Genomic DNA, 17595 nt, shown 5'->3' on the forward strand with positions numbered 1-17595 from the left:
GGGAGAAACAACGTAATAAGCAAAAAGCCAGTGTGTATTGGGGTTTCCAAACCAAAGACGCTCGCCGGAAAATGCAGCATTTATATCCGAGCTTAACCTAGCAAAGTTTGCTTGGTAGACTACTAGTTCGGTATCTTTTTTGCTAAGTTCTTTTGCCGTCTGACTCATCACTGTCAGCCTCATGGTGATATGAAACCAATCCAGAAGATATTCTGCGTTGGGATTGAGATAAAGCTGTAGTTCGCGTATCTTCTCATCACCATCTGAAAGGAAAGCTACTTGTTGGTTCATCTGCATCCCAAGAGATTTCAACACCTCAAAGATCCGACGCTGGGGTTTGGTATCGTAAGAATAAACTCCCCCAAACCGCTTAGATGTACCGTCTGCTTTTATACTCTTACCCACAATAACTTCAAAATTACTTTGGGAAAGTGATTTTTTGTCGTAGGAACGAACATATCCGCCATCCATTCCCAATACCAAGGGTAAATCAGGTCGGGGCAATTCTTCCCAATCTCTGGGACAGCCTTCAATGTATCCTCCTTTCTCTTCCCCCAACTCGTCTTCTAGACGTTGACCAATTGAGTGTAAGTTATTCCGTATCGCTGTAGTGTTTATTTCACCTTCTATTGGTAATACTTCCTGTAATAGTTTCACAGATAATCCGTAAGACATCAAAGACCCATACTTTGACTCCAGATACAATAGTTCTCTGGAAGTGCGTTCTGGTAGTAAGTTGGCTACTGGGTTAAAGCTACGGGTTGGTTGCTCCTGACACGGGCAGTGAAATAGTCGTTGGCATTTGAGATGTAACTTGCACTCGCAATGTGCGGTATACAATTGTACGCTTGTCTTTATGCAACAGTTTCTGGCGGAGCGTGCAAACATGATTCCTGTTGAAGAGAGTACTCTGCTATCTGTTGGGAGGCTAGGGTGCGTTGGAGGTTTTGTAGTAATGTTTTGGCTTCGGCTAGTTTTAGTCCCAAGTTTTCTGGTTGTAAAGCACCACGCGAAATCTGCATAATTTCTTGGACAACTTGGGTTTCTCCATGATCTGACTCCACAACAAGAAAGAATTTTGACTTTCACACTATTTCCTGTTCAAATAACATTTGTTTATCCCCAGCCGCATATCGCTGTAACCGTTGGTTGACTTTTTGGCGGTCAAAATGGTCAACCATTACCCATTGACGTAGTTCGTATATTTCTTCAATATTGCCAGGGATATCACCTTCTTCCACAATTTCGCTGAAGCGAGAAGCTATATATCTTACTGAGTGTTCCTGTTTTTGTGCCATGAACTCCTACGGGCCACCACAGTCTTCTGGAGGACAAGCACGTTTACCATCAATACATACTGGATAAAAGCAATTTGATTTGGGAGTGAGAATTGCTTCAACTCAAATTTGATGCTGCCAGTTATCACGCCTGGTCATATTCGTATAAAAAACGCTCTCGCATTCGCCAGCCAAAATCTGATAATTTGATTTCTTCTAAGTCATCAGAAAACCACATTCCCCCAATTTGAGCAATCCCGTAATGCTTGCCGTGAATTATGAAACGATGTAGATGGGAATATGTCCACCCCATTGTTATCTGGATAACGTAGTGCAAATTGGCGATTGTGCTGTCGCTCTTGATTTTAACCCTACGCCAAATCATTGGACTGATGCCCAGGATAAAAATATGAAGCTGGTAGATAACAAGTTGGTCAGAATCGCTCATTGGGTCATCTTACCGCATTGCCAATCCCATCTCCCCCGAAAAAAATCGCTCTCCTTCTTGGGTGTAAGAGAGAAATTAATCGTAGTTTATATCGGATAAAAGATAAGAGTTACTTATTTTATGTTTCACCGTGATCGTGTATGATGGTTGAAGTCGGAGGTCGGAAGTCGGAAGTAAAAATAAGAAAGATATAGAGTGCAGGGGGTACAAGTATGGACAAAGGCATTAATATTGCTGACAGGACTAAAGCGTTTGCGGTTAGAATTATCAAGGCTTGTAGCTTTCTTGATGAAAAACCGGGTGTTTGCCGTACTCTTTCTAAGCAACTGTTACGTTCTGGTACAAGTATTGGTGCTAATGTACATGAATCTCGTTCGGCTCAGTCTGATAAAGACTTTTTGCACAAGATGGAAATTGCTTTAAAAGAAGCACGCGAAACAGAATATTGGTTAGAAATTTTAATTGAGTCTGAAGTTGTAGAGAAATCTAAATTTTCTCCGTTACTTCAGGAAGCTGATGAGATAGTGAAGATACTCGTGGCCTCTATACGCAAAATTAAAGATAGATTAAATGGCAATAAATTTCGTAGCAGGAAGATGGTGGTTGCAAGAGATAAACATTCAGTATTCACAACATTCACAGCTACTGGGAACTCGGAAGTGATACCACCCAGTTAGGTTAGGGGTCAAAGCCATGACACTTTTTCCCATATTTTTATCCACACCAACACTTACTCAACATTCTTACTTCCGACTTCCGACTTCCGACTTCCGACTTCCGACTTCCGACTTCCGACTTCCGACTTCCTAATTAAAAAGATGCCAGCAAGAGATATTTTTCATGATGCGGTCAAGCATGGATTAATTGCCGATGGATGGAAAATTACTCATGACCCCTTGCCAGTTAGTTTTGAATTGGGAGATATGTATATTGATTTGGGTGCCGAAAAGTTGTTGGCAGCTCAAAGAGATGAGGAAAAAATTGCAGTAGAGATTAAAAGTTTTGTAAGAACTTCAGCAATTTATGAATTTCACACAGCATTAGGACAATTTATTAACTACCGACTGGCACTTTCTGAGCAGGAACCAGAACGCACACTGTATTTAGCAGTACCAATTGATGCATACAGTTCGTTTTTTGCTATTAGGCTCGTACAAAATATTATTCGCATTCACCAACTGAAATTAATAGTTTATAACCCAGAAACAGAGGAGATTGTGGAGTGGATAGACTAACACAGTACCGTGAAATCGTGCAAAAACTGCTACGTGAATATGCCGAAATTAGTAGTCCTGATTCAGAGGTAGAAACGCAAATAGTATTTGATACCGAACGTGATCATTATCAATTGATGAATGTGGGATGGAAAAATCAACGCCGAGTTTATGGTTGTTTTTTACATATTGATATTAAAGATGGTAAAATCTGGCTGCAACACAATGGTACAGAATACGAAGTTGCTGAAGAACTGGCAAATTTAGGAATTCCTAAGCAAAATATCGTGATCGGATTCCACTCTCCTTTCAAGCGCCAGTTTACAGATTATGCAGTTAGTTAAGTCAATGAACTACAGTACAGATTCTTTACCTGCAATTAAACTTATTTCCCTTGATAGTGAAAGTCCATTGAATATTCAAGGAATAAGGAGTGCAAAATCTGCAAAAATAGCTGCACCCACTGATATTCGATGGATGAAGGTGCTGGAATTTTTACGCAGTAATAACCTTGCACTCAATAGCCGCAAGCTTTATGAACGCGAACTGAAGCGGTTTTTGGTTTGGAGTGAGCTACACTATCATGAGTTACGCCCACGTCACTTCGCGCTATATAAAGAGTATCTGCGGGATGAACTGCGGACTGATGCAGGTAAAGCGCTTTCAAAAAGTAGCATCAATGCGGGAATTGCGGCACTCAAAAGCTTTTTTAAATGGATGTGCTATGCGTATCCTGACATTATTGCTACTAATCCCACACTGGGGATTAAACTGGAAAAAGTGCCACTGCCACCAGCCCAGAGTTTAACTCCAGAACAGATGGAACAGGTGTGGTCAGCATTAGAGTTATTGGGAGAAACAAAACAACGAGATACTGCACTTGTCCACATCCTTAGTCATGGTTTAAGGGCTGGAGAAATTGTCGATTTAAATGTTGGCTCTTTTGATGGCAAGCTCCTGTTTTTACCCGATACCAAAACAAATGAACCGCGCCTAGTGCCACTGCGTCAAGAAAGTCGCCAAGTCGTAACAGAGTATTTACAATTGCGCGAACAGCAGGGGGAGATTTTGACTAGCCTTAGCCCACTGATGATTTCACATCATGCTTCATACAAGGGTGAACGCTTGAGTTATCACGGTATTTACTTCGCTGTAGAAAAAATAGGTGAACTAGCTGTGATTGAAGATTTACATCCTCACTCTTTTCGTCACACCTACGCTACTGATTTATTACTGTTGGGTGTTGACCCTAGCCATGCACGTAAGCTGACTGGACATACTAGCGAGAAAGCTTTTCGGCGCTATACACTTCGCAGTGAACAAGAAGCGGCGATCGCTGCTTACTATCGTGCCATCGGAGAAGAAGAAGTGGAGTAGGATATGCCGAAGCCACTAAATCCCAAGTGTCAATTGTGCTCCAAGCTACCAACTTCAAAAGCTAAGGTGTTGCATGGGACACAAGGAGATGGATGTTGGAATCCCAAAGTCTGTCACAATCGCCGTTCGTTTTATCGTCGCCGAACCCAGAATGAAAACAATGGGACAGAAATTGATGCAATCGCAGTCAAACCACCAGCAACATATTTTGCAGTGCTGTATTTGTATAAAGAACCGGGAGATAAACCATTACACGCCTTGGGTGCTGAACTCTGGCTGGGGCAAAAACCTGTTTGCCGCCTGGAACCAATTCACTGTTTTGGGCTAACGGCTGGCAAGATCCGCGCCTATACAGATCAGGTGTTACAAGCATTTGCTAAACAATATGATGTTTCACTATATCAATATAAAGATATGTTTGAAATTACTTCAAGCTACTGTCCAGTGCGTCCTTGCCCTCTACATCCGCAATCCTAGTGATGACCACATACCGCCAATTAACAATCTGGGATGTGCTTGATGAAATATCAGAAGCTCCGGCGACATCTTCACTTGCACCAGTGTGGGAATGTTTAGATACCGAGCTAGAAAATTTACCTTTGGAGGCACAGTTATCAACCGCAGCCCTTGCCTTCAGTCAAATTGCGGATATTCTCAAGTCTCGTGCCGAAGTGCTGTTGCAAGATACTCGCGATCGCAGTAGTCCTTTGGGCCCCATTATTAGCAACGATATCTTTGCTGGGTTGGTGCGAACCACAATGCAGCTTGATTTAGATGATTTGATAGAACCAGCAATACCACAGACTTTTAGACCACATGGTTCACATCAGTTTGACAATACTGGGGAGGAGCATAACTCTATAGCAGCGCCTGTTGAGAAGGCGAACGTCTTAGCAATGCTGGAGTCAGTGACGACTTTAGAAGATGTTCGCAACTTAGCAAGCGATGAAGATGTTCAAAAATGGCAAACTGCGATCGCACAACATCTTGTAGATATCAAAGATGAGATTTCTTTAGCAAAACTGCAACGTGCCTTGAAGATGCCGATGGTCGAGGTATGGCTGGGATTGCTGCTTGGTGGTTTTATTTTAGAACAGCGTGGAGATTTTTATCGCAATCAAAATCTCTGGATAATTGCAAATGATGCTTAATTGTGGCAGTTCGCCACAGGTACGGGCAACGCGATCATTATCAACTCAAAAATCGACTCTCAACTCGCACACGAGGCTTATATACTTCAAACGTAGTGGAAAAGTCATCCCGCAGAATACGCCATCCGCTGTCACTGCCACAATTCCATCACAAATTTGACTGTTGGTGCGGCTGGACGAGGCTTTACCATACTCTCTATCTTGGTTAAGCGCGTTTGTACTTTATTATAATACCGCCAGAGTGACAAAACGCAGTTGGGGCAGTAAATAAGGAGAATGGTAGGCAATTCTACCAATAGTTTATTGTTAGCGCACCTATCAGGTCTCCTTATTTACTGCCCCCTACCACCGATAGCAATTCCTCATCACTGAATTCCAACAGCATTTCCGAATCCAGCAGTTCCGAATCGGAGACTGCGAGTTGTTATGAGGAGTATAAATATCACGGCAATATTTATACTATTCTCAATCAAAATTTATTCGTACCAAAATTGTTTTAGTTTTGTTCCATCTGTTTTCATCCAAATGGTTGTTACATATCCACAAGGTGAGTGCTGACAAAATCCTCAGAGATACCTGTGCGCGGCTCTTGATTGAGGGCGTTAGTACCCACAGCTTTATGAGGACTGCGTAAACCAGGATGAGCGATGCCGGGATACCGTTGCGCCATATACAGGAGATATCGGGACATCGGACTTTAGCTGCTTTGGAGCGATATCTGGGGGTAACTGAGAAGTAGAAGCAAAACGCTATCTCTGCTTTGGATTTTTGAACTAAGCAGATTCAAAATACTGTGCGCTACACGGCGGAGAACCCAGGCGGTTTGAGCATTTTGATTGGGAGTGGGAGCAGCCTTTTTGAGAGTATTTTAATTCACCAACATCATTGGCTGGCAGAATATTAGGCTTGAGAATAAAATATTTAACTACTTGGAACCAACAACATTCGCTCCTCAATTCCTTCCCAGGTTGTGGGCAACACACTCACCGCTACTCTTTTACAATGGATGATCAGGTAATTAGCGTAGAGATAATTTTCCAGTGGTTTCGCCTCTGACTCAGAGAAATTAATTATAAAGCATCAGAGCAGTACGAGTTATGGCGCTTGCAAAATATAGACTCTATCAAAAATCAGCAAATAGAAATTGCAACACGAACCACAAGTTTTACTTCAACTTTTTCTTTTGTTCTTCGATTACTGAATCAGTGTTCTAGTGAAATAAATGACGATTATCTTATGATGTAGATAGAATCTTGAATAAAAGTGACGTAAGTACCCTGATTTATGTTCTCCAGATGGTAAAACTCGCACCACGAACGCAGATGACGAGCTAATTACTCCGACGGGTTTAAAAATTGGTTGTGATGACGAAATTTACATTTCCAACAAAGGTTTTATCGCTGGACAAGGAGAGGTGCTGCGGTTGAGTTTAGAGAAGGATACATTCAACCCCAATTCAATTTATGACCAGGTGAAGTGCTATACGATCGCGATTGGTGCTGATGGCGATCTGGCGGATGTCTACTATCCAGTTTTGCCAAACTCAACTCCCGATCAACTGCCGATTGCTCTGATGCTCCAAGGTGCTTTAGTCGATAGAGCAGAGTATTCTAACTATGCAGAAAAAGTCGCTAGTTATGGATTTGTTGTGGTTGTTCCGAATCATGAACGAACCAGAACCGGACGAGATGGACAAGTCATTACAGGACTTTTTGCAGATGAACAGCAAGTAAATGACGTGCTTGCTCAAATGAAACTGGAAGCTGCTGATGCTGCCTCAGCGCTCTTTGAAATTGTAGATACCGAAAAGCTAGGACTCTTGGGGCACTCGTTTGGTGCATATGCCGGATTAGCTGCCATTCAAAATATCAATAATCCGACTGTCTGTTGCGGTGACTATACTCGACCGCCTGAACTAAAAGCAGGCATCTTTTACGGTGTCAACTTCCAGATGCCACCCTATAGCGGCACGTTTCCTTCAATCAATAATCAAGGGATTCCCATCGGCTTGATCGCAGGAACGCTCGATGGTATTGCTAATTTTAGTGACGTGGCAACAACCTATGCCAAGATTCAAGATAAACCGAAAGCGTTGATTGCGATCAAAGGCGCGAATCACTATAGCATTGCTAATCAAGATAGTGACCGCGATCCGAATCGACCAACGATCGAGCAAGCAAAGGCAACAGGCGTGATCGGATGCTGGAGTGGACTGTTCTTGCGAGCGAGTTTACTCAATGATCGAGGCGCTTTTAATTATGTGTACAACACAAGCGGCGATCTCGATCCGAACGTGAGTGTGATTAGTCAAACTGTCACTTTATCCTTTAAGTGACAGAAAAATTGACACATTGCTTAAGGTTTTAAAACAAGCTGGTGCATCTGAAGAAGGTTGAAGGAAATCGAAGAAGCCGAAGACCAACTTCTTCAAGCTGATAGTGTTAATTTTTCACCTCCTATAGTTGAGGAAAAACCAGAATCATTCCAGAACTGCGAGAACCTGACTATATTCCATTCCTTGACAATCCTCCAGTTCAATCTGTTGGTAACTCCGGCTGGCAGGTTTCTGATATTTGTCGAGACATCCGCGTGGATGATTTCTGCGGGTGACGGTAGGGTGAGCAAATATATTAGCTCATGGTCTATTGGAGCCAAGCAAAAGTTCTCAACCGCAATTGTTAACACTATTGTTATATAATTCTTGATTATATTTATGTATTCTTCACCGAAAAATCGAAATTACTAATTAAGCTATAGATATACAGACGATAACTATATTGAACTCTATAAACTAGTCGTAGCTAACGCCTTTACAGATATTTCTGGATGCGTTTTAGCATTTAATTATATTGCTCATTATTCGTATAATTAAACGTTTTTTTATTCCTTAATTAACTTGTAGTCCCAAGTATAAAATCCAATTTGATCAGGAACTCTAGTGAATCGTCCTGTCCGATGCCCCCGTGATAATTCATTCAATACCTTGTTCTTAACCTCTCTGACATCAGCCGCATTCTGTTCTCCATAAATTCCAGTGATTACTTCTGAGACGTTGAAAACTTTACCCGCATTCTGTTCTAAAAAAGTAGATAAGGCATCAATTAAGAATTGTCCTTCATAAGTTATGAGTATTGGTATCTCTTTAGGCTGCGGCGGCTTGACTGGTTTATTATTTTTGCGCTTTGCTTGAGAGGATGAATTTTTAGTTTGCTCTTTGGAGAGTAAAGTCAAAGAGAGAGTAAAATAGCCTGGTTCCTTAGGCACACTGAACCATTTATTACTTTCCTTACCCTGAGTTAGCGAAGATTGAACTCTACCTTTTACCACCTTAAATACATCTGGCTCCAGATCTCCGTAGAGCGATCTGACGATAAAATCTATGTGAACACTTGTGCCAATCTCTTCTGCTAATATCTGTTCAATTGCTTCCGAGCGAGTTAGAGACTGATATTGAGGTAGCATGGGAATATCTACCCCGTGGAGTGAAGGCTGTTGAGTTGATGTGTCTAGTAACGAGAATGGCGGAGACTCTGGTGGTTCAGGGGACGGTGCTGTATCAAATTTAGAATCTAACTGAGTTTCAATAAGCGGGAATATCGGCGATTTCGGTAATTCAGAAATGTCGTCATCTGTATCAAGGGTTTCTGGCTCGGAATCGTCTAATTGCAGAGGTTCAAAAGTGATATCTTCAAGAGCATCGTTCTTAGATTCATCAGCGAAGGATAACGACGACTTTTCTTGTTTTTCAGGGCTGGATAATTCTTCTACAGAGGAGGCAGAAGGCCAATTAGATAGCAAAGCTTCTACGTGAGTGAGACTATCTTTGGACTGGGTGTATAACCTTTCATACTCTTCTACAAGAGGAGCGTAATAATCCTGCAATTGCAAAAGTGCTTCTAAGGCATTTTCGGGAGGCTCTAAAGGCAAGGGAGTATTCATAACAATCAATCAATCTTATCAATTTTAGTAATGTAATACTACCTATTGTTGATATTAGTAAAGCAAACAGAGGTAAGGAAGCTCTTAAATTTGAGGGAGAAAACCCCATATTCAGAAGATAAGGGCAGTGGAGACGCGCAAGGACACTTTTCCCGCTCAAAAACACAGCTTCCATGCATATTTTCAAGGTTTAACGCCTCAAGATGCTCAAAATGATGTAGTAGTGCAACTAATTGAACTGTATTAGGCGTTGAACTGATAGTTGCTTCTTAACATCAAGACGAATTGAAACAAATCACAACTTTCGTAGGTTATTGCTCATCATGATGCAAAATAATCCTGAATATTGTCTTGATGACAGCGCAGAATAGTCATTGCTTTGACCTCAATTTGACGAATTCGCTCTCGGCTAAGGTTTAGCTGTTCCCCAACTTGTCTTAAATTTAGTGGCTGCCCATCTTCAAGCCCAAAGCGCAAAATTACCACTTGCCTTTGTATGGGTGTTAGCGATGAAAGCATATTAATCATGTCTTGGCGCAAACATTCAAGAGTAATATCTTCATCTAGGGAGACGCTTTCATCATGCAAGAGTTCGCCCAGTTCTGTATCCTGGTTTTCTCCTACTCGCAATTCTAGAGAAAGTGTTTGACCAGATGCAGTTAGAGCTTCCCGAATTTGGTTCAGCTGCAAGTTCAATTTTTCGGCAATTTCTCCGACATGAGGAAGACGACCTAGTGTCTGAAATAGTTCTCGCTGCGCTTTCTTGATTTTATTGAGTCTTTCGGTGACATGAACGGGCAATCGAATAGTACGGGATTGTTCCGCAATCGCTCGTGTTATGGCTTGCTGAATCCACCAATGGGCGTAGGTTGATAGTTTATAACCACGATTGGGGTCAAATTTTTCAATCCCGCGTTGTAGTCCTAGTGAGCCTTCCTGAATTAAATCGAGCAATTCCATGTTGCGATTCTGGTATTTTTTGGCGATTGAAACCACTAATCGCAGGTTCGCTGTCACCATCTTCTGTTTTGCCCGTTGACCAAGTTTCAGTGTTTGGGTTAACTCGGCTTCAGTTTTATCCAGTGAAGCGGCTAGTTCCGAATTCGTTGGCTGGCGATTTAGTTCTTGTGAGATCACTTGCCTGCGCTGCTCAATTACCATCATCTGCTGCACCTGTCGGGCATAAGCAATTTCTTGGGAGCCTGTCAACAAAGGGATACGACCGATGTCTTTGAGGTAGAGGCGAACCAGATCTGAAGTGGGGGTGGGCATAAAACTTAACAAATTATATAGATAGAAAACTTTTTGGGAAATATTCTTTACTCTATGAACAATCTGCAAGCACTCTTAAAGAAAGTGGCAATCTCTATCTTGTGTTAATTTGATATAACTTTTTAAGTTCATTTTTGGGAAAAGGAAATTCCAAAAGCTTTTTTGGAGAAAACTGGTATTAATAATGAATTTGGCATGATACTTGGCTATTTGTCTTAGGAGCCTGTACAAGCTAAAAATTTACCATAAACTATACTTTGTAATTTAGATTTTACTCATGTCCATCATCGCAGTTATTAATCAAAAAGGAGGAGCAGGTAAGTCAACAATTTCTGTGCATCTTGCGCGATGGCTTCAAAGACAAGGTGAATCTGTGCTAGTTGTAGATGCTGATGCTCAATGCTCATCTTCTAAATGGCTTGCACGATTAGAAAAAGAAATTCCTTGCCAGATCCTTCAAGCACCTGATGCATTATTGGATGAGTTACCTAAGTTGGTTGAATTATACACTTGGGTCATTGCTGACGGGCCTGCTGCTCTGTCCGAAACAACCAGAGCATTGGTTTTAGCTGCTGATCTAGCAATTATTCCATGTCAGCCTGCGGGTATTGACCTTGAAAGCGCCTCGGATACTGTACATCTTATTCAGCAAGCACAGAGGATTCGACGGGGAGAACCTAAAGCCGTAATGTTTGTTAATCGGGCAGTAAAAGGCACTAAGTTAAAAGATGAAGCAATAGAAGTACTTCAGCTAATGCCAAATATCACTGTTCTCAAAAATGTACTTCATCAACGACAGGTTATTGCTGACTGCTATGGACAAAATTCTACTATCTTTGATTTACCTGGATCTACTGCCGGAATTGCTAGACGTGAAATTGAGCAATTATTCAAGAATTCCTTGGAGGTTTTGAATGAGTAAGCCAAGGCAATCACTAAGTCAAGGGCTTTCTGCTTCTATTGCCCAAAAATTTATTGCTGATCCTAAAAGTGTTGAGTCATCTCAAACATTACATATTCAACAAATTCAACTTCCTACAAAACAACCCCGACGCTACTTTGATCCCGAGAAACAAGCTCAATTAGTTAAATCAATTAGAGAACATGGCATTTTAGAACCACTGTTAGTCCGCCCACTAGAAAACGGAAATTACGAGTTAGTTGCTGGCGAAAGGCGTTATCGAGCAGCACAGGAAATTGGATTAAGTGAAATTCCTGTAGTTTCTAGAGAATTAGATGACCAACAGGCTCTCCAAGTTGCATTGATAGAAAACTTGCAGCGAGAGGATCTAAACCCAATTGAAGAAACAGAGGCAATTCTTGACCTGCTATCGCTCAAACTCAACATTAGTACTGATGAAGTTGGTTCTATCCTGAATCGTGCTAACCATGCAAGAAATCGTAATCAAGAAATGGAGGAAAACGTTTTCCTCCAATTTGAAACCATCGAATCTGTTTTATCTGGGCTTGGTAAATTTTCGGCAGAATCCTTTCGTACTAGTCGTCTACCATTGCTTAATCTGCCTGCTGATATCTTAAAAACGCTGCGTGAAGGAAAAATAGAGTTTACTAAGGCAAGAGCGATCGCACAAGTTAAAAATGAAGATCAGCGAAAATCTTTACTCAAGCTAGCACTATCCCAAAATTTGAGTTTAAGAGAGATTAAGCAAAAAATTCAGGAGTTCAATTTCATTGAAAAAGAAACTCCGCCTATTAAAAACTATGTTCAGAGATATTCTGAAATTGGAAAGCAGCTCAAAAAAACATCTGTTTGGAATGAACCAAGTAAACGAGCAAAGTTAGATAAACTACTCTCTCAATTAGAAGAGTTGGTAGGAAAAGTTGATGAATAGTAGCAAGCATAACTTTACACTTCAGTCCATAAGCTCACATGTGGCTTGTAACAAATATTTCAAAGATGAACTGGCAGTTAGAATAAAATCATCTTCCCAGCCCGGCTAAGTTCACTGAAACTCAGGTGCTATGAAATCTACCCAACGTCCATCAAAACCACCTCAGCAGCCAAGATCTAATGATCCTAGCCAAAAGCTTGAACTTGTTACTTACAAACCTGTGGAGCAACCCCAGGAAATATCACAGCCAACCCTCAGTAACAAGCCACAAGCGGCTGTCTCCCAGCAAAAGAACGAGTTACAAAAGCAGTCCAAACCACAACGAGCAGAAAACCAGCAGCTATCAGAGCGCTTTCAGCATATCCAATTTTTAGATTGCGACAAACCAGTAGGGCACATAGTGTTCGAGTGTTGGCACTGTCAGCAGGGGATAATAAGTGAGTTTACTGGAGAGCCAGAAATGGGAGAATACAAAGACCGCCCTTCAGTAGTTCCGGTAAAAGTGGAATGCCCCAATTGTGGGCAGACCGCTATTAGGCTGACTACAGGGGAAGTACTTTCAACAACGGCGATACCTTCACCTTGGCAGCAATGATGACACACGCCAAGATTAAAAGTGATTGGTGAGCGATATTAACTTAGAGATAATGCAAAAGTTAAAATTTTTACCGTCTTTAATGACTGCAATAACAGCGCTTACACTTACCAGTTGCAGCACCGCTACTACTGAACAGTATGAAGCTACAGCACTTACTAGTTACACCTGGCAAGTTAAATATGCTAATAACCTAACCAGCGAACCACAACCACGGATTGAAACCTTTGCTAAGACTTCAGTGTTAAATCAAAATGGAGTAAAACCACCAGGGACAGTTATTGGGCCAGATGATCAAGGGCTATGGTGGCCTACTTTACCGCCGAAACCAAGTGTTGATGAAGTGGAACAACGCAAAAAATCTCAAGAAGAGGCAAGCAAACCCGAATTGTTGAAAGATGTCGAGTACAAACTGACATATAGAGCAGGTAATGCACAGAAGACACTGCCTACTAATTATGATGTGTATCGACAAGTAGTTAAAGCATACCCAACACGGCAGGCTTTGCAATTGACTTTGGGTGTGAATGATAATTCAGTTGAGAAAGCTGAACCTGTAGGCGAGTAGTAACCCATTTTTGTTTTGCTCCTCAAAAATCCTATTAGGGTATATATAGGGGTTATATGCACCCCAAAAACTATTTAGAAATTTGTTGACAATTTAACACCTATATAGGGTATACATAGGTGATGTTTAGGGGACTTTTGGATGATTGATATTTTATACCCCACTTGACACCCAATACAGTTCTGATAAGCTCTTAAGGCTGAGGGAAGCAGGGCAAAACATTCGGCGTAGCTCAGTCGAGCCGTCAAGTCGCGCTCATGCCTAACTATCCCTGCTCCAATTTCTCTTCTTTACTAAGTTTCCCCAAACACATCACTTTCCTAATCGAACTGTATTGCCTTTCGCCTTATGTCCAACATTCACAACTTGCAAAAAATTTTTGCTGCTGGCTTTGATAACGGTTACGGTAGCCTGAAACTTTTAGTCGATGGCTTTGAAGTCGTTCGTGTCCCCAGCTATATTTCTACGGCAGACATGGAAGATGTACCTGGGCGAGTAATTTTTAACGCTAATGCTTACACCGTTGGAGAATCTGCCTTCCGTACAGGACATCACTTTGACCGCAACACAGATAGCAATGAAAACAAAATCAATAATGCGCTGTTGACATTATTGGGTGCATTGGCACATTTGCCACATCGTAAGGCTTGGCATCTCAAGTTAGTCGTCAGCTTACATGATGTTGGTCTGACATCACAGTTGCAACAAATTTTAAACGGAGAATATCAGCCAATTCTTGCTGGCAAACAATCAGACGTGAAGATAGAAGTCCTTAAAGTTGTGCCAGAGGGAATGGGTGCATTGTTCGGGCAGCAACTCCCGCCAAAATTAACCGTTTTAGACTTTGGCAATGGCACGACTCTCTATTCTCGCTACAGCCAGGGGAAGCGAGAAGTACATACCCCTTTTCCCGCAGGTGTAGAAGTTCTCATCGAAGATATCTCCCAAAAAATGAAACATCTAAATGGGGGTAAAGTTGGTGATGTCTCGAAGATTCGATTTTGCCTAGAAATGGGGCATACCAGATACAGCCGGGACATTGATATTAAAGATATCTACATCGCTTGTCTCAAAGATTGGTATGAAAGATATTTAAGGAAACCAGTGAATATGACACTTGATGCCAAACACACTGGAGATGAAATTTGGGCGATTGGTGGAGGTTGCCTCTTACCTGGATTTAGGAAGTTATTAGAGAAGAACGGGTTCAAAATACGGGACAATCCGGTGGAAGCCAATGCTTTTGGACTCCTAGAAATGGCTAAAGCGATTATGAGTAAGAATCCAGTAACCGCCTCTAAGTAAGTGAACCAGAAGAATACTCATGCCAAGAGTAATTCTGAATCTACTAACTAACCATTGTTCGCACTACAGACCAATTCTGGCTGATGATGACTGACAACTGAATTCTATATTAATCACAATGGCAGAAAAACTTGACTTGCCCGCAGAAAAGGTTCGCATCAAAGATAGCTACCGTGAACGCATATTTGCAGAATCACAACAACTAGGTAAAAGTTACCTGGAGACGCTTTACTTTATCATTGATTGCTATTTTGCTTTCAAAAGGGGTGCATTCCCTATGCAACAAGTAGTTACACAACAAGCAGCTTTTACCCCGATGACTCCTGAGCAAAACAACCCTACAGAGCCGACTCAACCATCTACACATAAAACCCAAGAGAATACGGAAAGCCAAACATTCGACCTTGATTTTGATTTGTAACAGTAATATCAAGTTCTTAGCTTTGTTTTGATTAATGCATAGATGTTCTATATAATTGCCATTTTCAAACATTTATATAGAAAAGTTTCGCAAAAAAATAGTTAAAAGCACTCTCTCCGCAATATGAAAATCACTTTGATTGAACAATCAGAAGAAAGACTCCGGCAGGCTATGCTTAAAAATGATGTTTTAGCCTTAGAAGAACTGATTGCCGATGAAGTTGTATTCACTACGCATACCGGTGAATTAATTGATAAGCAGACGGACTTAGAAGCACATCGCTCTGATATTCAAAAACTTGTTTTACTCCAAGGTCAACAACAGCGAGTGCAACTCTACGGTAATACAGCTGTGGTGACGGTTAAAATGGAGGTTGCTGGTACTTTTGAAGGCAAAGCTTTTGTTGGCATCTACCGATACACAAGAGTTTGGGTACAGTCACAGCCACAAGGAAACTGGCAAGTAGTCGCAGGTCATGTTAGCCAAGTAATAGACTAATATAATCCATTAGTGCAAGAGTGTCTAACGCTCACTCATAGCTAAAAAATTTATTCTTCCTCCTCATCCTCATCATATTCGTAATCCTCATCACCATGCTTGCTCCTCGTACCACTTACGTTCTTCTTCTAACGCCGCCTCTCTCTGTATCCTTTTCCTTTCCGCCATTTCTGCTTCTAGGATTTCTTGTTCTCGCTTCTCCCTCTCTAACCTTTCTTGTTGCGCCCTTTCCCTTTCTCGCGTTTCTTTCTCTACCCTCTCCCTCTCTATTTGAATTAGCCGCTGCTCGACTCGTTTACAGTAGAAATCTAAAGCTTTGCCTGTGGCTGCTCCGGTAACTGCACCACCGGACAAAAAGATGAGGGCAGTTTTCCAGCCTGCGATGGGGCCACCACTCAACTCCAAACTAGGCTCATTCAACCATACCAGTAGAAAGAAAATTAGGATTCCAACTACTGTATTAGGGGTATGAGTATCATCAGAACAGGAAACCGGGTTAAGCTTAAAAGCCTTATTCGCTAAGGATTTTCCCGATAACTAAGGTCATTGACTTAAACTTATTATCGAGTTACTACTCAACGATAAAATAAGGGTTTCAGCTTCTAAAAATGTTTGTCTTACTCATGTAATATCTCTTAACCCGGTTTTCTGCGCGAATGCTACTCATACCCCAGAAATAACTAAACGCGAACTTTTGCCATGTATTACGCGGGAAAGTGAAACCGCACTACCATGTAATACATGGAAAGACTCAGAACTTTTTCCAGGTATTACACGGCAGGAGAAGGAGTTAGACAGACTTAAAGCGCAAGTACAAAATCTTCAAAAAGAAAATTCCACACTGAAGGAACACTCCGCAGTTACTTTTGTTCATGACATTGTGGATTTTGATGCGATACACAATCGCATTTTATTTGAATTAAAGTTAGGGCAGCAGGCTTCTGGTTATAAAACTGCCCAAAAAGCTCTAAATAGAATGATTGCAGAGCTAAAAATTTTGGTTGATAGTCTCTAAATCAGCCAAAAAAGCTGTTTCCAAGGCAAAATTTCACATCTTCCAGACATCATGCTTCCTTTGCCAATAATGTGAAGGAATATTTCGCCAACAGCATCCATTGATACTCACGCCCCAGGATGGCGACAAGAGCAGCATCCCTGTAACCAGTGGGAGTGGGGTCATCAAAGCAGGCTTGCATTAAATCAGCAATCTCTTTCTCTTTAAGGGCACGTCCCCGCAGCTGCTTTGTGACTTTCACATTGGGGATATCTACAGCACGAGCAAAATCAACAGCGTCCATTAACTCTAACCGTAGGGCTTCTTTCAAAACTCGCCGCAAAGCACACAGCATTTTGTTGACATAAGCTGGTGAGTGCTTCTCTATTAATGTAGCTCGTACCGCCGCCGTATGTTTATAACGCAGCGCTGCCCAGTTGAGAGTCAGAGCATCACAACTATTATTAGTTAACAGTCGAGCGATCGCATCTAAAGCGAGCTGCATTGTTGGAGGTGAGCCAGAGGAAAGTCTTGACAAATAGACTGCTGCGGGGTGGTAAGGATTCAGGTCTAATATTGCGGAAGTAAAGAAGGGCAAGACTGAGAATTATCAGAATCAGCAATTAGAGCCTGTGCAAAAAAATCAATCACAGACCGACCTTGACGGCGACAAGTTTGCACCA

General features: G+C 41.6%; 24 protein-coding genes and 2 pseudogenes. 16 read left to right on the top strand and 10 right to left on the bottom strand.

Going from position 1 to position 17595, the window contains the following annotated elements; genetic code table 11:
* Nucleotides 1-123 precede the first annotated feature (123 nt).
* From FNW02_RS34960 to FNW02_RS34975, 4 genes and pseudogenes are all read right to left on the bottom strand, one after another.
* Nucleotides 124-1064: pseudogene (locus FNW02_RS34960) on the bottom strand (ISKra4 family transposase); the annotation flags it as partial.
* Between the two features lie 21 nt (nucleotides 1065-1085).
* Nucleotides 1086-1298 carry a hypothetical protein gene (locus tag FNW02_RS34965; RefSeq protein WP_191762096.1) on the bottom strand — a complete coding sequence of 71 codons (213 nt, stop codon included), beginning with the start codon at nucleotides 1296-1298 and terminating at the stop codon, nucleotides 1086-1088.
* A gap of 6 nt (nucleotides 1299-1304) precedes the next feature.
* Entirely contained in the window at nucleotides 1305-1391 is an 87-nt protein-coding gene (locus FNW02_RS40325; RefSeq protein WP_431356844.1) for an IS1096 element passenger TnpR family protein, read from the bottom strand.
* Nucleotides 1392-1422: 31 nt separating this feature from the next.
* Nucleotides 1423-1725 carry a plasmid pRiA4b ORF-3 family protein gene (locus FNW02_RS34975; RefSeq protein WP_191762097.1) on the bottom strand — a complete coding sequence of 101 codons (303 nt, stop codon included), beginning with the start codon at nucleotides 1723-1725 and terminating at the stop codon, nucleotides 1423-1425.
* A gap of 212 nt (nucleotides 1726-1937) precedes the next feature.
* Between FNW02_RS34975 and FNW02_RS34980 the strand changes: the two genes are divergently transcribed.
* The 6 genes from FNW02_RS34980 (at nucleotide 1938) to FNW02_RS35005 (ending at nucleotide 5467) form a co-directional block, all read left to right on the top strand.
* Nucleotides 1938-2402, top strand: coding sequence for a four helix bundle protein (locus FNW02_RS34980; RefSeq protein ID WP_191762098.1), 465 nt, complete (start codon nucleotides 1938-1940; stop codon nucleotides 2400-2402).
* A gap of 141 nt (nucleotides 2403-2543) precedes the next feature.
* A complete protein-coding gene (locus tag FNW02_RS34985) occupies nucleotides 2544-2960 on the top strand; it encodes an element excision factor XisH family protein (protein ID WP_191762099.1) in 417 nt (138 codons plus the stop codon).
* Nucleotides 2948-3283 (top strand): element excision factor XisI family protein, encoded by a 336-nt coding sequence (locus FNW02_RS34990; protein ID WP_191762100.1) that lies wholly within the window; start codon nucleotides 2948-2950, stop codon nucleotides 3281-3283. Before FNW02_RS34985 ends, FNW02_RS34990 begins: the two co-directional genes overlap by 13 nt.
* A gap of 4 nt (nucleotides 3284-3287) precedes the next feature.
* Complete coding sequence (locus FNW02_RS34995) at nucleotides 3288-4316, top strand: tyrosine-type recombinase/integrase (RefSeq protein ID WP_191762101.1); 1029 nt, start codon at nucleotides 3288-3290, stop codon at nucleotides 4314-4316.
* Between the two features lie 3 nt (nucleotides 4317-4319).
* Nucleotides 4320-4793, top strand: a complete 474-nt coding sequence (locus FNW02_RS35000) for a hypothetical protein (RefSeq protein ID WP_191762102.1) — start codon at nucleotides 4320-4322, stop codon at nucleotides 4791-4793.
* Between the two features lie 2 nt (nucleotides 4794-4795).
* On the top strand, nucleotides 4796-5467 hold the full coding sequence (locus tag FNW02_RS35005; RefSeq protein WP_191762114.1) for a hypothetical protein: 672 nt from the start codon (nucleotides 4796-4798) through the stop codon (nucleotides 5465-5467).
* Between the two features lie 532 nt (nucleotides 5468-5999).
* On the opposite strand, the gene FNW02_RS35010 is transcribed toward FNW02_RS35005, so the two are convergent.
* Both FNW02_RS35010 and FNW02_RS40330 read right to left on the bottom strand, forming a co-directional pair.
* The gene (locus FNW02_RS35010; RefSeq protein ID WP_191762103.1) at nucleotides 6000-6158 is read right to left on the bottom strand and encodes a hypothetical protein; all 159 of its coding nucleotides are present in this window, start codon (nucleotides 6156-6158) and stop codon (nucleotides 6000-6002) included.
* Between the two features lie 230 nt (nucleotides 6159-6388).
* On the bottom strand, nucleotides 6389-6541 hold the full coding sequence (locus FNW02_RS40330) for an NACHT C-terminal helical domain 2-containing protein (RefSeq protein ID WP_431356845.1): 153 nt from the start codon (nucleotides 6539-6541) through the stop codon (nucleotides 6389-6391).
* Between the two features lie 340 nt (nucleotides 6542-6881).
* Between FNW02_RS40330 and FNW02_RS35015 the strand changes: the two genes are divergently transcribed.
* Together FNW02_RS35015 and FNW02_RS35020 are read left to right on the top strand one after the other, a co-directional pair.
* Nucleotides 6882-7802 (top strand): alpha/beta hydrolase family protein, encoded by a 921-nt coding sequence (locus FNW02_RS35015; RefSeq protein WP_348535497.1) that lies wholly within the window; start codon nucleotides 6882-6884, stop codon nucleotides 7800-7802.
* A 57-nt stretch (nucleotides 7803-7859) separates the two neighbouring features.
* A pseudogene (locus tag FNW02_RS35020) lies at nucleotides 7860-8077 on the top strand (hypothetical protein).
* A gap of 270 nt (nucleotides 8078-8347) precedes the next feature.
* Here the strand turns inward: FNW02_RS35020 and FNW02_RS35025 are convergent.
* Nucleotides 8348-9406, bottom strand: coding sequence for a hypothetical protein (locus tag FNW02_RS35025; RefSeq protein ID WP_191762105.1), 1059 nt, complete (start codon nucleotides 9404-9406; stop codon nucleotides 8348-8350).
* A 321-nt stretch (nucleotides 9407-9727) separates the two neighbouring features.
* Nucleotides 9728-10678 carry an RpoD/SigA family RNA polymerase sigma factor gene (locus tag FNW02_RS35030; RefSeq protein ID WP_191762106.1) on the bottom strand — a complete coding sequence of 317 codons (951 nt, stop codon included), beginning with the start codon at nucleotides 10676-10678 and terminating at the stop codon, nucleotides 9728-9730.
* 277 nt (nucleotides 10679-10955) lie between these two features.
* Between FNW02_RS35030 and FNW02_RS35035 the strand changes: the two genes are divergently transcribed.
* The 7 genes from FNW02_RS35035 (at nucleotide 10956) to FNW02_RS35065 (ending at nucleotide 15918) form a co-directional block, all read left to right on the top strand.
* On the top strand, nucleotides 10956-11600 hold the full coding sequence (locus FNW02_RS35035; protein ID WP_191762107.1) for an AAA family ATPase: 645 nt from the start codon (nucleotides 10956-10958) through the stop codon (nucleotides 11598-11600).
* Nucleotides 11593-12531, top strand: a complete 939-nt coding sequence (locus FNW02_RS35040) for a ParB/RepB/Spo0J family partition protein (RefSeq protein ID WP_191762108.1) — start codon at nucleotides 11593-11595, stop codon at nucleotides 12529-12531. Before FNW02_RS35035 ends, FNW02_RS35040 begins: the two co-directional genes overlap by 8 nt.
* A 130-nt stretch (nucleotides 12532-12661) precedes the next feature.
* Complete coding sequence (locus FNW02_RS40025) at nucleotides 12662-13126, top strand: hypothetical protein (protein WP_348535498.1); 465 nt, start codon at nucleotides 12662-12664, stop codon at nucleotides 13124-13126.
* An 82-nt stretch (nucleotides 13127-13208) separates the two neighbouring features.
* A complete protein-coding gene (locus tag FNW02_RS35050; protein ID WP_225226142.1) occupies nucleotides 13209-13694 on the top strand; it encodes a hypothetical protein in 486 nt (161 codons plus the stop codon).
* A 348-nt stretch (nucleotides 13695-14042) separates the two neighbouring features.
* A complete protein-coding gene (locus tag FNW02_RS35055) occupies nucleotides 14043-14999 on the top strand; it encodes a ParM/StbA family protein (protein WP_191762110.1) in 957 nt (318 codons plus the stop codon).
* Between the two features lie 118 nt (nucleotides 15000-15117).
* Nucleotides 15118-15420 carry a hypothetical protein gene (locus FNW02_RS35060; RefSeq protein WP_191762111.1) on the top strand — a complete coding sequence of 101 codons (303 nt, stop codon included), beginning with the start codon at nucleotides 15118-15120 and terminating at the stop codon, nucleotides 15418-15420.
* 123 nt (nucleotides 15421-15543) lie between these two features.
* Nucleotides 15544-15918 (top strand): nuclear transport factor 2 family protein, encoded by a 375-nt coding sequence (locus tag FNW02_RS35065; RefSeq protein WP_191762112.1) that lies wholly within the window; start codon nucleotides 15544-15546, stop codon nucleotides 15916-15918.
* A 90-nt stretch (nucleotides 15919-16008) separates the two neighbouring features.
* Here the strand turns inward: FNW02_RS35065 and FNW02_RS35070 are convergent, their stop codons facing one another.
* Nucleotides 16009-16338 carry a hypothetical protein gene (locus tag FNW02_RS35070; protein ID WP_191762113.1) on the bottom strand — a complete coding sequence of 110 codons (330 nt, stop codon included), beginning with the start codon at nucleotides 16336-16338 and terminating at the stop codon, nucleotides 16009-16011.
* Between the two features lie 274 nt (nucleotides 16339-16612).
* Between FNW02_RS35070 and FNW02_RS35075 the strand changes: the two genes are divergently transcribed.
* Nucleotides 16613-16933, top strand: coding sequence for a hypothetical protein (locus FNW02_RS35075; RefSeq protein WP_191762116.1), 321 nt, complete (start codon nucleotides 16613-16615; stop codon nucleotides 16931-16933).
* A gap of 49 nt (nucleotides 16934-16982) precedes the next feature.
* Here FNW02_RS35075 and FNW02_RS35080 read toward each other — a convergent pair whose 3' ends face one another.
* The gene (locus FNW02_RS35080) at nucleotides 16983-17417 is read right to left on the bottom strand and encodes a hypothetical protein (protein WP_348535499.1); all 435 of its coding nucleotides are present in this window, start codon (nucleotides 17415-17417) and stop codon (nucleotides 16983-16985) included.
* Nucleotides 17418-17595 lie beyond the last annotated feature (178 nt).

This window comes from Komarekiella delphini-convector SJRDD-AB1 (assembly GCF_014831675.1).
GTDB lineage: Bacteria > Cyanobacteriota > Cyanobacteriia > Cyanobacteriales > Nostocaceae > Komarekiella.

Bases quoted from the DNA above. Each gene is read 5' to 3' on its own strand.
- FNW02_RS34965 (WP_191762096.1), bottom strand. From the start codon at position 1,298: ATGGCACAAAAACAGGAACACTCAGTAAGATATATAGCTTCTCGCTTC.
- FNW02_RS34975 (WP_191762097.1), bottom strand. From the start codon at position 1,725: ATGAGCGATTCTGACCAACTTGTTATCTACCAGCTTCATATTTTTATC.
- FNW02_RS34980 (WP_191762098.1), top strand. From the start codon at position 1,938: ATGGACAAAGGCATTAATATTGCTGACAGGACTAAAGCGTTTGCGGTT.
- FNW02_RS34985 (WP_191762099.1), top strand. From the start codon at position 2,544: ATGCCAGCAAGAGATATTTTTCATGATGCGGTCAAGCATGGATTAATT.
- FNW02_RS34995 (WP_191762101.1), top strand. From the start codon at position 3,288: ATGAACTACAGTACAGATTCTTTACCTGCAATTAAACTTATTTCCCTT.
- FNW02_RS35000 (WP_191762102.1), top strand. From the start codon at position 4,320: ATGCCGAAGCCACTAAATCCCAAGTGTCAATTGTGCTCCAAGCTACCA.
- FNW02_RS35005 (WP_191762114.1), top strand. From the start codon at position 4,796: ATGACCACATACCGCCAATTAACAATCTGGGATGTGCTTGATGAAATA.
- FNW02_RS35010 (WP_191762103.1), bottom strand. From the start codon at position 6,158: ATGTCCCGATATCTCCTGTATATGGCGCAACGGTATCCCGGCATCGCT.
- FNW02_RS35025 (WP_191762105.1), bottom strand. From the start codon at position 9,406: ATGAATACTCCCTTGCCTTTAGAGCCTCCCGAAAATGCCTTAGAAGCA.
- FNW02_RS35030 (WP_191762106.1), bottom strand. From the start codon at position 10,678: ATGCCCACCCCCACTTCAGATCTGGTTCGCCTCTACCTCAAAGACATC.
- FNW02_RS35035 (WP_191762107.1), top strand. From the start codon at position 10,956: ATGTCCATCATCGCAGTTATTAATCAAAAAGGAGGAGCAGGTAAGTCA.
- FNW02_RS35040 (WP_191762108.1), top strand. From the start codon at position 11,593: ATGAGTAAGCCAAGGCAATCACTAAGTCAAGGGCTTTCTGCTTCTATT.
- FNW02_RS40025 (WP_348535498.1), top strand. From the start codon at position 12,662: ATGAAATCTACCCAACGTCCATCAAAACCACCTCAGCAGCCAAGATCT.
- FNW02_RS35050 (WP_225226142.1), top strand. From the start codon at position 13,209: ATGACTGCAATAACAGCGCTTACACTTACCAGTTGCAGCACCGCTACT.
- FNW02_RS35055 (WP_191762110.1), top strand. From the start codon at position 14,043: ATGTCCAACATTCACAACTTGCAAAAAATTTTTGCTGCTGGCTTTGAT.
- FNW02_RS35060 (WP_191762111.1), top strand. From the start codon at position 15,118: ATGGCAGAAAAACTTGACTTGCCCGCAGAAAAGGTTCGCATCAAAGAT.
- FNW02_RS35065 (WP_191762112.1), top strand. From the start codon at position 15,544: ATGAAAATCACTTTGATTGAACAATCAGAAGAAAGACTCCGGCAGGCT.
- FNW02_RS35080 (WP_348535499.1), bottom strand. From the start codon at position 17,417: ATGCAGCTCGCTTTAGATGCGATCGCTCGACTGTTAACTAATAATAGT.